Origin of the sequence: Herbaspirillum chlorophenolicum (assembly GCF_001189955.1) — a bacterium.
GTDB lineage: Bacteria > Pseudomonadota > Gammaproteobacteria > Burkholderiales > Burkholderiaceae_D > Herbaspirillum > Herbaspirillum chlorophenolicum.
Genome location: NZ_LFLT01000074.1, coordinates 1 through 11,800, shown reverse-complemented (window position 1 = coordinate 11,800; position 11,800 = coordinate 1). Strand labels below are relative to the sequence as shown.

15 protein-coding genes are annotated in these 11,800 nt (G+C 62.6%); 8 read left to right on the top strand and 7 right to left on the bottom strand.

The window, feature by feature from the left end:
- Positions 1-10: 10 nt before the first annotated feature.
- Complete coding sequence (locus tag AKL28_RS22295; RefSeq protein WP_050470500.1) at positions 11-739, top strand: HAD family hydrolase; 729 nt, start codon at positions 11-13, stop codon at positions 737-739.
- Between the two features lie 84 nt (positions 740-823).
- Positions 824-1,849: a heat-inducible transcriptional repressor HrcA gene (gene hrcA, locus AKL28_RS22290; protein WP_050470499.1), complete on the top strand. Its 1,026-nt coding sequence runs from the start codon at positions 824-826 to the stop codon at positions 1,847-1,849.
- A gap of 137 nt (positions 1,850-1,986) precedes the next feature.
- On the opposite strand, the gene fur is transcribed toward hrcA, so the two are convergent.
- The gene (gene fur, locus AKL28_RS22285) at positions 1,987-2,412 is read right to left on the bottom strand and encodes a ferric iron uptake transcriptional regulator (RefSeq protein ID WP_050470498.1); all 426 of its coding nucleotides are present in this window, start codon (positions 2,410-2,412) and stop codon (positions 1,987-1,989) included.
- A 93-nt stretch (positions 2,413-2,505) separates the two neighbouring features.
- On the opposite strand from fur, the gene AKL28_RS22280 reads away from it, so the two are divergent.
- The 5 genes from AKL28_RS22280 to AKL28_RS22260 all read left to right on the top strand — a co-directional run bounded on the left by AKL28_RS22280 (position 2,506) and on the right by AKL28_RS22260 (position 5,501).
- Positions 2,506-3,042: an outer membrane protein assembly factor BamE gene (locus AKL28_RS22280; protein WP_082221626.1), complete on the top strand. Its 537-nt coding sequence runs from the start codon at positions 2,506-2,508 to the stop codon at positions 3,040-3,042.
- A 16-nt stretch (positions 3,043-3,058) separates the two neighbouring features.
- Entirely contained in the window at positions 3,059-3,865 is an 807-nt protein-coding gene (gene dapB, locus AKL28_RS22275) for a 4-hydroxy-tetrahydrodipicolinate reductase (RefSeq protein WP_050470496.1), read from the top strand.
- 151 nt (positions 3,866-4,016) lie between these two features.
- Positions 4,017-4,712 carry a MotA/TolQ/ExbB proton channel family protein gene (locus AKL28_RS22270; protein ID WP_050470495.1) on the top strand — a complete coding sequence of 232 codons (696 nt, stop codon included), beginning with the start codon at positions 4,017-4,019 and terminating at the stop codon, positions 4,710-4,712.
- Positions 4,713-4,730: 18 nt separating this feature from the next.
- The gene (locus AKL28_RS22265) at positions 4,731-5,171 is read left to right on the top strand and encodes an ExbD/TolR family protein (RefSeq protein WP_050470494.1); all 441 of its coding nucleotides are present in this window, start codon (positions 4,731-4,733) and stop codon (positions 5,169-5,171) included.
- A gap of 3 nt (positions 5,172-5,174) precedes the next feature.
- Positions 5,175-5,501 (top strand): barstar family protein, encoded by a 327-nt coding sequence (locus AKL28_RS22260; protein ID WP_050470493.1) that lies wholly within the window; start codon positions 5,175-5,177, stop codon positions 5,499-5,501.
- A 50-nt stretch (positions 5,502-5,551) separates the two neighbouring features.
- On the opposite strand, the gene AKL28_RS22255 is transcribed toward AKL28_RS22260, so the two are convergent.
- The 6 genes from AKL28_RS22255 to AKL28_RS22230 form a co-directional block, all read right to left on the bottom strand.
- Positions 5,552-6,379 carry a phosphodiesterase gene (locus tag AKL28_RS22255; RefSeq protein WP_050470492.1) on the bottom strand — a complete coding sequence of 276 codons (828 nt, stop codon included), beginning with the start codon at positions 6,377-6,379 and terminating at the stop codon, positions 5,552-5,554.
- Positions 6,376-7,446, bottom strand: a complete 1,071-nt coding sequence (locus AKL28_RS22250) for an ABC transporter ATP-binding protein (protein WP_050470491.1) — start codon at positions 7,444-7,446, stop codon at positions 6,376-6,378. Before AKL28_RS22250 ends, AKL28_RS22255 begins: the two co-directional genes overlap by 4 nt.
- Positions 7,443-8,246 (bottom strand): ABC transporter permease, encoded by an 804-nt coding sequence (locus tag AKL28_RS22245; RefSeq protein WP_050470501.1) that lies wholly within the window; start codon positions 8,244-8,246, stop codon positions 7,443-7,445. Before AKL28_RS22245 ends, AKL28_RS22250 begins: the two co-directional genes overlap by 4 nt.
- Before the next feature lie 10 nt (positions 8,247-8,256).
- Positions 8,257-9,096, bottom strand: a complete 840-nt coding sequence (locus tag AKL28_RS22240; protein ID WP_156226445.1) for an ABC transporter permease — start codon at positions 9,094-9,096, stop codon at positions 8,257-8,259.
- Positions 9,097-9,116: 20 nt separating this feature from the next.
- A complete protein-coding gene (locus AKL28_RS22235; protein WP_050470489.1) occupies positions 9,117-10,124 on the bottom strand; it encodes an ABC transporter substrate-binding protein in 1,008 nt (335 codons plus the stop codon).
- A 68-nt stretch (positions 10,125-10,192) separates the two neighbouring features.
- On the bottom strand, positions 10,193-11,257 hold the full coding sequence (locus tag AKL28_RS22230) for a LacI family DNA-binding transcriptional regulator (RefSeq protein ID WP_050470488.1): 1,065 nt from the start codon (positions 11,255-11,257) through the stop codon (positions 10,193-10,195).
- Positions 11,258-11,539: 282 nt separating this feature from the next.
- On the opposite strand from AKL28_RS22230, the gene AKL28_RS22225 reads away from it, so the two are divergent.
- On the top strand, positions 11,540-11,800 hold a 261-nt coding region (locus tag AKL28_RS22225), incomplete at its 3' end, for a DUF1120 domain-containing protein (RefSeq protein ID WP_156226444.1).

Sequence of the window (11,800 nt, the reverse complement as noted above, 5' to 3'; positions counted from 1 at the left end):
GGACTTTGTAATGAATACACCACCCTCTCCCGCCCCCCGCGCCGCCGTCAAGGCCGTGCTGTTCGACCTCGACGACACCCTGTGGGCGATCGAACCGGTGCTGGTGCGCGCCGAAGGCCTGCTCTACGAATGGCTGCGCCAGCATGCCCCCAAGGTCACCGCCAGCCATACCGTGGCTTCGCTGCGCGAACGCCGCATGGCCCTGATGCAGACCGATCCGCTTTACCGCATCGACTTGTGGAAGCTGCGCCATGCCGCGCTGACGGAAGTGTTCCGCGAGCACGGCGAAGACCTGGCGCTGGTGGACGACGCCATGGCGCTGTTTTCCGAGGCGCGCAGTACGGTCGCGCTGTTCGACGATGTCGAGCCAGCCTTGCAGCGCCTGAAAGCCAAACTGACGCTGGGTACGGTCTCCAACGGTTTCGCCGACCTGGAGCGCATCGGGCTGGCGAACCATTTCGGCGTCTCCATCGCGGCGCACCGCTTCGGCCGCGCCAAGCCCGATGCCGCCATCTTCCACGCCGCCTGCGAAGCGCTGAGCGTGGCTCCGGCCGAAACCGTCTACGTCGGCGACGACCTGCAACTGGACGTGCAAGGCGCCCAGCAGGCGGGCTTGCGTGCAGTGTGGATGAACCGCTTCGGCCGCGAACTGCCGGCAGGCATCGTGCCCGACGCCGTCTGCCGCGACCTGCATGAGCTGCACCTGTGGCTGGACGCCCAGACCGCGCCGCAGGCATGACATGCTGCGGCCTTGAACAGGTTATTGCGCCGTCCTCCGTGCCATAACGGACTTTTCCACCGATAAGTCGTTAGAATACGACGTATGCAACTCGATAACCGCGCACGCACTCTGCTCAAGGCGCTGGTCGAACGGTACATCGCCGACGGCCAGCCTGTGGGTTCGCGCGCCCTATCGAAATTGTCCGGCCTGGAATTGTCGCCGGCCACCATCCGCAACATCATGGCCGACCTCGAAGAGATGGGATTCGTCGCCAGCCCGCACACCTCGGCCGGCCGCGTGCCGACGCCACGCGGCTACCGCATGTTCGTCGACACCCTACTGACGGTGGAAACGATCAACGAAAGCGCGCTGGAAGGACGCCTGCAGAATCGCCTGCAGAGTTCCTCGCAGCAAAAGATCATCACCAACGCCGCCCAGGTGCTGTCCTCGCTGTCGCAGTTCGCCGGCGTGGTCATGACGCCCAAGCGCGAATCGGTGTTCCAGCAGATCGAGTTCCTGCGCCTGTCGGAAAAGCGCATCCTGCTGGTGATCGTCGACCAGGGCGGCGACGTGCAGAACCGCATGCTGCTCACCGAGGTCGATTACACGCCCAGCCAATTGGTCCAGGCGGCCAACCATATCAACCAGCATTACGCCGGCCAGTCCTTCGACCAGGTGCGGCTGCGCCTGCAAGGCGAACTGCGCCAGCTGCGCGACGACATGACGGTGCTGATGCAGGCCGCGGTCGAAGCCGGCAGCGACGCCATGAGCGAGGACGCCGACAGCAACGTGGTGATCTCCGGCGAGCGCAACCTGCTGTCGGTGACCGACCTGTCTTCCAACATGAATTCGCTGCGCCAGCTGTTCGACATGTTCGAACAGAAAACCGGCTTGCTGCAATTGCTGGATGTCTCCAGCAAAGCCACCGGCGTGCAGATCTTCATCGGCGGCGAATCGCAACTGATGCCGATGGACGACATGAGCATCGTCACCGCGCCTTACGAGGTGAATGGCCGCATCGTCGGCACGCTGGGCGTGATCGGCCCGACCCGCATGGCCTATGAACGCGTGATCCCGATCGTCGACATCACGGCCAAGCTGCTCTCCAGCGCGCTGAGCCAGCACTGACGGCAGGGAATATCCAGCCATTTGCAGGCGTTCCGATGCCGGAAACAAGAAAGCCACGTGGATCCACGTGGCTTTTTCATTTTCTTGCTGCTGTAAAAACAGGAAAAAGCTTGCTGCCTTCACCTGCGATACATCAATTATTTCTTGATTTTCTTGCAGTTCTTGCAATGACCATAGAGCGCCAAGGCATGGTCGGCAATCTCGAAACCATGTTCCTGGGCAATCTTCACCTGGCGCTTTTCGATTTCGGCGTCGAAGAATTCTTCGACCTTGCCGCAGTCCAGGCAGACCAGGTGGTCGTGGTGCGAACCCTCGTTGAGCTCGAACACGGCCTTGCCGGTCTCGAAGTGGTTACGCTGCAGCAGGCCCGCCTGTTCGAACTGGGTCAGCACACGATAGACAGTGGCCAGGCCGACATCGAGATTGTCGGACAGCAACTGTTTGTAGACATCTTCAGCGCTCAGGTGGCGCACGGACGTGTTCTGGAAGATCTCCAGAATCTTCAGGCGGGGCAGGGTCGCCTTCAGGCCGCTTGCTTTGAGTTCGGATGGATTATTAGGCATGGTTAGTTAATTTCCCGGTTATCTGCTTTATCATATAGTGTTTTAGGCCTATGGCTCAACCCGGTTGACATCTTTATGCGAATGCTTTCCCGAATGAAGTCCCATTCCCTCATTGCCGTGCTCGGCATGTTTGCAGCGCTGACCGTCGCGCTGTCCGGCTGTTCCTCGACCAAGGCGCCGGAACAGGCAGCCGCCGCAACCGACACATCGGGTGTGAAGGTGTCCGGCAAGAGCAACAGCCTGTTCGGCTTCCTCAAGCCCTATCGCATCGATATCCAGCAAGGCAACTTCGTTTCCAAGGAAATGGTCGCCCAAGTGCGCCCCGGCCTGACGCGCGACCAGGTGCGCTTCGTACTGGGCACGCCGCTGCTGAACGACATGTTCCACTCCAACCGCTGGGATTATGACTTCCGCCTGGCCAAAGGCAATGGTGAAATCATGTCCAGCCGCGTCTCGGTGTTCTTCAAGGATGACCTGGTGGAGCACGTCGATGGCGGTGAAAACCTGCCCACCGAAAGCGAATACCTGACGCTGATCACCAATGCCAAAGTAGGCGCCAAGGCGGCATTCACCAATAATAGCGACGTCAAGCCGGCCTCGCCTGAAGCCCCCTCGTCCGCCAAACAATAACCACCGAAGCTGATTCATGACCGCACTGAAAATCGCGGTAGCCGGCGCCTCCGGGCGCATGGGCCGCATGCTGATCGAAGCCATCCTCGGCGCTGACGACCTGACCCTGTCAGGTGCGCTGGACACTCCATCGTCCCCCGCCATCGGCACCGATGCCGGCATCTTCCTGGGCAAGTCCACCGGCGTGAAGATCGAATCCGACCTGGCTCTCGGCCTGGCCGGCGCCGACGTGCTGATCGACTTCACCCGCCCTGAGGGTACGCTGAAACACCTGGAATACTGCGCCGCGCATGGCGTCAAGGTGGTAATTGGCACCACCGGCTTCGAGCAGCCGGGCAAGGACGCCATTGCCGCCGCCGCGCAAAAGACCGCCATCATGGCCGCACCGAACATGAGCGTGGGCGTGAACGTGACGCTCAAGCTGCTGGAAATGGCCGCCAAGAACTTCTCGCACGGCTACGATATCGAGATCGTCGAAGCGCACCACCGCCACAAGGTCGACGCCCCCTCCGGCACCGCGCTGAAGATGGGCGAAGTGATCGCCGACGCGCTGGGCAAGAAGCTCGACGACGTCGCCGTCTATGCCCGCGAAGGCGTGACCGGCGAACGCGATCCCTCCTCGATCGGTTTCGCCACCGTGCGCGGCGGCGACATCATCGGCGACCACACGGTGCTGTTCGCCGGCATCGGCGAGCGCATCGAGATCTCGCACAAGTCCTCCAGCCGCGTCTCGTACGCCATGGGCAGCCTGCGCGCCGCACGCTTTCTGGCCAGCAAGCAGACCGGCTTGTACGACATGCAAGATGTGCTGGGCTTCAAGTAAGCCCGCGAGGATGCAATGACCGAGATTCGCTGCCGCACCTGCCGGGTCCGGCAGCGAATTTTTTTGTGAAACGACGATCCAAGTTTGTCCCATCCGCCGCAGCGGCGCCTGCCATGCGGCCTTTTTTCTGATCATCCAAGAGACTGACCATATGGAATCCAATGTCGGATTTGCCCATTATTGGGCGCAAGGCGATGCCGTTTCGCACACCGTGGCTTACTTGCTGCTGCTGATGTCGGTGGCCAGTTGGTTCTATATCCTGTCCAAGGCCTGGGCGGCCTGGCGCATCCGCCGCGGCAGCAACGCGCTGGAGCAGTTCTGGCAGGCGCCTTCGCTGCCGGATGCCATCTCCGCGATGCAGGGCGCGGACAGCGAACTGATCTACACCCCGATGGCCGAACGGGCCGCCGACGCCGCCGACCTCGGCACGCGCCAGCAGTCGGCGCCGTCACTCAATGCCACCACCGACCGTGACGAACTGATCACCCGCACATTGCGGCGCGAGATCAACCGCGTCTCGGCGCGCCTGGAACGCGGCCTGACGCTGCTGGCCTCGGTCGGGTCAACCGCGCCCTTCGTCGGCCTGTTCGGCACCGTCTGGGGCATCTACCACGCGCTGGCGGCGGTATCCGCCAGCGGCACGGTGCAGATCGACAAGGTAGCCGGCCCCGTGGGCGAAGCGCTGATCATGACCGCGCTGGGCCTGGTGGTGGCGATCCCCGCCGTGCTGGCCTACAACGCCTTCACCCGCATCAACCGCGTGGTGCTGGCCGAGCTGGATGGCTTCGCCCACGACCTGCACGCCTACCTTACCACCGGCGAACGCGTCGGCGGCGTGCGCAAATAAGCAGCGAAGGAGAACGCAATGAGTTTCGGCGGCTTCAACGACAACCAGCATTCGGCCCCGATGGCCGACATCAACGTCACACCCATGGTGGACGTGATGCTGGTCTTGCTGGTGATCTTCATCATCTCGGCGCCGCTGTTCACGCACGCGCTCAAGCTCGACCTGCCCACCGCGCAATCGGCGCCGGCGCCGGAAAAACCGGAGACCGTCACCGTCGGCATCGACGCCGCCGGCAAGCTGTACTGGAACGACCAACCGGTCAGCGCCGAAGAAATGGACGCGCGCATGGCCGCCGCAGCAGTCAAGCAACCGCAGCCCGACATGCAACTGCGCGCCGACAAATCCACCCGTTATGAAACCATTGCCGAAGTCATGTCCGCCGCGCAAGGCGCCGGCCTGACCAAGCTCGGCTTCGTCACCGATCCCAAACCCGGCACGACCAAAACAGCAGGCAAGTAATCCATGGCAACCGTACAACTCGCGGGCGACCGCATCACCGACTGGGACAGCTTCCATACCGAAAGCGCGCAAGCCTTCGGCTTCCCGGACTTCTACGGCCGCAACATGGATGCCTGGGTCGATTGCCTCTCTTACCTGCGCGATGAGGATGGCATGACCCGATTCCACCTCAAGCCCAAGGAAGTCCTGCGTATCGAAATCAGCGGCAGCAAGGAACTGCATGAACGGCTGCCGGACCTGGTCGAGGATGTGGAATTCTGCTGCACGGCGATCAACGACCGCTGCGAGGATTATGACGAATTGCCGATGCTAGAGCTGGTTTGGAAGTGAGATAGAGCGCCGGACCACACTGAGTCCTGACTTTCCGGCGCAGTTGGATATCAGTCAATCAATTCGTCCCCATCGTAAAACGGATAAGGCCCCTCAAACTCCCCCACAAAGGCAGTATGGCTGACCAGGCTATGCGACGCCTCATCCCACCAATGCAACTGGAACCCCGGCGGCTCCATCACAAAGCATGACGCCGCCTGCGGATCCAGATCCAGTTGCACCTGATGCGACACCCCCGGGCAGGTAGAAGCCAGCGTCCCGCCGAAGCGCCGCTGGATAGCGCGGTGCAAATGCCCGCACAGCACGCGCTCGACCTGAGGATGCTTGCGCACCACCGCCTCCAGCGCCTGCACGTCGGCCCGGGCCAGGCCGATGTCGTCCATGTGGCCGATGCCGGTGGCGAATGGCGGATGGTGCATCACGATCACGGTCGGCTTGTGCGGCTGGGCCGCCAACACGTCATCCAGCCAGCGCAGGCTGGCCGATGCCAGCTCGCCCTTGCTCGAACGCGGGATCACCGTATCCAATGCAACGATACGGATGGGATGGTCGTCGATCACATACTCGATGCGCTCACCGCCCTGAAGCAGGTAAGGATGGTCGGGAAACGCCTCGCGCAAGGCATGGCGCTCATCGTGGTTACCCGGCAGCAGGTAATACGGCATGGCCAACGGCGCCAGCAGCTTGCGCAGAAACGCATATTCCGACGGCTTGCCGAAATCGACCAGGTCGCCGGTCAGCACCAGCGCATCGGGTTTCTGCCTGAGCTTGTTGACCTGCGCCACACAGCGGCGCAGGCTCTCTGCGGTATCGACCACGCGATATGATTTCTTGCCATCGGTCTTGATGTGCAAGTCGGAGAGTTGCCCCAGGATCATGCTGCCTCCTTGCCGGCCGGAACCTTCACCAAGGCCGCGGCCGGTACATTCAGCGCGACGCTCTGGCCCGGTTGCCACAGCCCGCGCTTGCTGGTTTCCACGATCACCGGGCGGCCGGTGCCGATATCGATCTCGAAACGCGTGCGGTCGCCCATGAAGAAGGTGTTGACGATAGTGCCGCGCAGCGTATCGCCGGCGGCGTCCTCAGCCTCCAGCACCTGTACATCTTCCGGACGGAACATGGCGGTCGCCGGCTGGCCATCGGCTACATTATCCGGCAATGGCAGGCTGCCTGCCGGTAACTGCAAGCGCCCGCCGGCGGCAATGCCATCGACCTGGTTCATGGCGCCGATGAACTCGGCCACGAAGGCGTTGGCCGGACAGTAGTAAATATCCTGCGGACTGCCGATCTGCGAAATCTTGCCGCGCTCCATGACCACGATGCGGTCGCCCAGCGCCATCGCTTCGCCCTGGTCGTGGGTGACGTAGACGGCGGTAATGCCGAGCTTGCGCAGCAACTGGTTCAGGTCGCTGCGCACCGCTTCGCGCAGCTTGGCGTCGAGCGCGGTCAGCGGTTCGTCCAGCAGCAGCACCTTGGGTTCCACCGCCAGGGCGCGCGCCAGCGCCACGCGCTGTTTCTGGCCGCCGGACAACTGGTCGACGCGGCGGTGCGACAAGCCCTGCAGGTGCACCATCTCCAATAGTTTCTCCACGCGCTCGGCACGTTCCTGGGCAGCGATCTTGCGGATCTTCATGCCGTAGGCGATGTTCTCGCCCACCGTCATGTTGGGGAACAGCGCGTAATTCTGGAACACCATGCCGACGCCGCGCTTCTCGATGGGCAAGTCGGTAACGTCATCGTCACCAAACATCACGCGCCCGCCCTGGTCGGGAAACTCCAGGCCGGCAATCATGCGCAGCGTAGTGGTCTTGCCGCAGCCCGACGGGCCCAGCAGCACCAGCGTCTCGCCGGGACGGATTTCAAGGTCAAGCGGCTGCAGCGCGCGCGTGCCGTTCTCAAAGGATTTGGCACATTGCGTCAGCCGGATCGAAACTGGTTGCTTCATAAACTTGCTCTCTTGCGTGTCGCCTGGGTCACCCACTGCATGCCGATGAGCAGCGGAATGATCATGAAAAAGAAAATCAGGGTGTAAGCCGAACCGACTTCCAGCCGCATCGAGGCGTAGGCATCGGCCAGCCCTACCGGCAGGGTCATGGTCAGCGGCGTATGCAGCATCCAGGTGATGTTGAATTCGCCGATGGACAGCGTCACCACCATCAGCGCACCGGCCAGGATGCCGGACATGACGTTGGGGATGACGATGCCGAAAAAGCGCCGCATCATGCCGGCACCGAGGCTGGCTGCCGCCTCTTCCAGCAACGCCAGTTGCGAGGACTGCATGACCGCCAGCACCGGACGTACCATGAACGGCAAGGTGAACAGCACATGCCCCACCAGGATGAACACCAGGCTGGCGCGGAAGGCGCGGAACTGGCCATAGGCCATGATCAACGCCAACGCGGTGGCCAGCCCCGGCACTGCCACCGGCATCATCAGCAGTTCCTCGATGGCGCGTGCGATGCGGCTGTTGCCGCCCTTGTAGCGCGCCAGCATGTAGGCCAGCGGCACACCGACAACCGCCGTGACCACAAGGCAGGCCAATGCAATGAAGATGGAACGCCAGATGGTGGGCTGGTACATCTCCCACACCTGCGCCACCCAGCGCAGCGTGAAGCCGCTGGAAATACCGACGAAGAAATTCTCGGTCACGCCGGCCAGCATGGACAGCAGCACCGGCACGATCAGGAAGGCGCACACCAGCAGCGTGAAGGCCAGTTGCAGGTAGAAGCGCGAGCTACGTTTCATCATGGCCTCCTCATGCCGCCGCGGCCACGCCATTGCCGGTCAGCGAACGCGCCAAGGCCAGTGCCAGCCAGGTGATCACACCCAGCACGATGGACAGCGACGCGGCGGCGGCGAAATTGGCATAGCCGGTGAATTCGTTATAGATGGTCATCGGCAGCACGTCGATATTGGCCGCCAGCGTGAACGCGGTGCCGAAGGCGCCGACGCTGGTGGCGAAACAGATCGCACCCGACGAGATCAGGGCTGGCAACAGCGCCGGCAGCACCACGTGCAGCAGCACTTGCCAAGGCTTGGCGCCCAGCGATCGGGCGGCTTCTTCCAGCGAAGGATCGAGCTTTTCGGCACCGGCCACCACGGTCAGGATCACGCGGGGGATCGAGAAATACAAGTAGCCCAGAAACAGCCCCGACAACGAATATGCGAACACCAGCGACTGGCCGAACAGCCAGTCGGTGAAGACACCGATCAATCCCTGGCGGCCGGCCAGCATGATCACCATGAAGCCAACCACCACGCCGGGAAACGCCAGCGGGAACGTCAGCATGGCCAGCAGCAGGGATTGCCCGGGAAAACGGTTGCGCTGCAGGAACAGGCCGACGAACACCGAGATCGCCAACGTGGCGGCAGTGACCGCTGCCGACAACACCAGCGTCGACACCAGGCTGGCGAAGTAATGGCGGTTGGTCAGCACCGCGAGATAGGCCATCGCGCCATCCGGCCCGGAAGCCCCCACGCCGAGAAGGCGCACCATGGGCAGCAGCCAGAAGGCGCAGAACAAGGTCATCCCCGGCACGGCGAACCAGAGCCAGATACCGTTGCCGCTGCGCCGTGTCCGGCCTGATGCCGCCATCGCCTGTCCTGCAGCTTGCATCAGCGCACTTCCGCCATGTAGCGCTCGCCGAACTTGCGCTGCGCTTCTGCCATCTTGCCGTAGTCCACCGACTTGGCGCGGGCGTATTCCGCCGCCGGCAGGAAGCGCGACTCGGCTTCCTTGGACATGGCCGATGCACGCACCGGACGCAGGTAGGCATTGGCCCAGATCGCCTGGCCCTGGTCGGACAGCAGGAAGTCCAGCACCTTCTTGGCCTCGGCCTGGTGCGGCGCATTCTTCACCAGCGACACCACGTAAGGCACGGTCACGGTGCCTTCGGCGGGGATCACGAAGGCGACGTTGGATTTGTCCTTGTACTTGGCGCGGTAAGCGTCGAAGTCATAGCCCAGCAGGATGGGGATCTCGCCCGAGATCAGGCGCGCATACGAGGTCTGCTTGGGAACGATGGGCTGGTTCTTCTGCAGGTTCTTGAAGTAGGCGATGGCTGGCGAGAAGTCGTCCAGCGAACCGCCCAACGCCTGGTTGATCGCCACCGCGCCGACATAGCCGACGAAGGCCGACGCCGGATCGAGGTAGCCGATCAGGCCCTTGTACTCCGGCTTTTGCAGATCGGCCCAGGACTTGGGCACCGGCTTGCCCTTCAGGGCATCGACGTTGACCATGATGCCCATGGTGCCGGAATGGATGGTGAACCAGTAGCCGTCCGGATCCTTCAGGCCGTTGGGGATGTCGTTCCAGTTGGCGGGCTTGTAGGGCGCGACCAGATCCTTGCCCTTGGCCTCGATGCCGAAGGAGACGCCAAGGTAGGTGAAGTCGGCCACCGGGCTGGCCTTCTCGGCCGTCAGCTGCGCCAGGGCCTGGCCGCTGTTCTTGTTGTCCGGCGGCACGGTGATGCCGGTCTTGTCCTTGATGGCCTTGATCTGGGCGGCCCAGTCGGCCCATTCCGGCGGACAGTTGTAGCAGATCGCGGTCTGTGCAGACGCGGCGACGGAAGCCGACAGCAGCAAAGCGCCGGCGACGGTTTGAACAACACGTTTCAGGAACATGTCAGGTCCTCTCTTAATAGGTTGAACGACAAAGACAAAGGCGCTACGAAAATACAAACAACAAGGGCTCAGGACTGATCCGGCGACGCGGCCGATCCGCCCGCCCTCACCACATGCGGCAACACGTGCCGCATACCGCCGGCAGACGCCGCATGCGCATCGCCACCGGCAATAACGCCGCGCTCGATCGCGGCCACCAGCGTACGCAAGGCGACGTCGCCGATCTGCTCCGAAGGCTGCACCACGCTGGCCAGCACCGGCTCCATCAGGGCTCCCACGGGAATGCCGTCGAAACCCATCACCGAGATGTCTTGCGGCACGCGCAGGCCCAGCGCGCGCAGGTCGCGCATGGCGCTCATGGCCAGCAGGTCGTTGGAACAGAACAAGGCGGTGGGACGCTGGGCCGGGTCGGCCATCATCTGCTGATAGTCGGTCGCTGCAGTCAACGTGTGGCGCTCCACTTCGATGGCGGACAGCGGGTCCAGCCCGGCCATCCGCATCGCATCCAGATAACCGTAATAGCGCTGGATCGCCCGGTCCGAAGCATTGAAGCGGCCCGACAGCATCTGGATGCGCCGATGCCCCAGCCGGATCAGGTGCGTCACGGCGTCGCAGGCGGCGGCCCGGTTGTCGACCGACACAGATACCCGCGTGCACGGCGGCTCTCCCGGCACGGGTTGCGCCAGTTGGTTGTAGGTCAGCACAAAGGGAATCTTCTCGCGCTCCAGCAAGTCGAGCGTGGCGTTGGCGCCGGCATCGGCCACCGTCAGGATGACGCCGTCCACGCGATGGCTCAACAGCAGCTCCACCGCGGCCGACTCGTCATGGGGCAAGTATTCGGTGGTAGTGAACATCACCGAGTAATCAAGCTCGCGCGCGGCCAGTTCGATGCCTTGCAGGCATTGGGCGAACACCGTGTTCGACAGGGTCGGCACCACCACGCCCACGGTGCGCGAATTGCCGGCGCGCAGGTTGCGTCCGTTGAAGTTGGGACGGAAGCCAAGCTGCTCGATGCTGCGATGGATCTTCTCGGCAGTCTCGGCGCTCACCGAACCGGGCTTGTTCAACAGGCGCGAAACGGTGGCGATAGAGACGCCGGCCAGATTGGCTACTTGCTTGATGGATGGTCGCACGGGAATCGCTCGATGGCATGAAAACGATTACATCGTGCCAGCTGATTATTACGGCCTTATGACCATGCTGCCCCGAGAAAGACCTTGTGGAAATTGCATTTCTCACAACATCCATGGGCAACACAATTAAATGCATCGACTTCTCATCAATCTGATTTTTGAGACTTTTCTCATATAAACGCGAGAGTCAAATAGGCAAACTGACGTCACTGCATCAAGCAAACGAAGTCGGCAACAGCGCGATGCACATGAATCCAACTCCATATCGAATCGAGGAAAATCATGCAAAACGTCATCGCCCGCTCCGCTTTCATCGCCATCGCCGCCCTGGCCTCTGCGGCCGCCTCGGCCGGCCCCACTACCGAACTGAAGGTCACCGGCGTGATCAAGCCGGTTGCCTGCACCCCCACCATCGGCGCCGGTTCGGCCGTGGTCGACTACGGCAACATCGCCGCCGGCTCCCTGGCCACAGGCGCCAACAAGGTTCTCGACACCAAGGAAGTGCCGTTCTCGATTACCTGCGAAGCCCCGGTCAAGATGGCA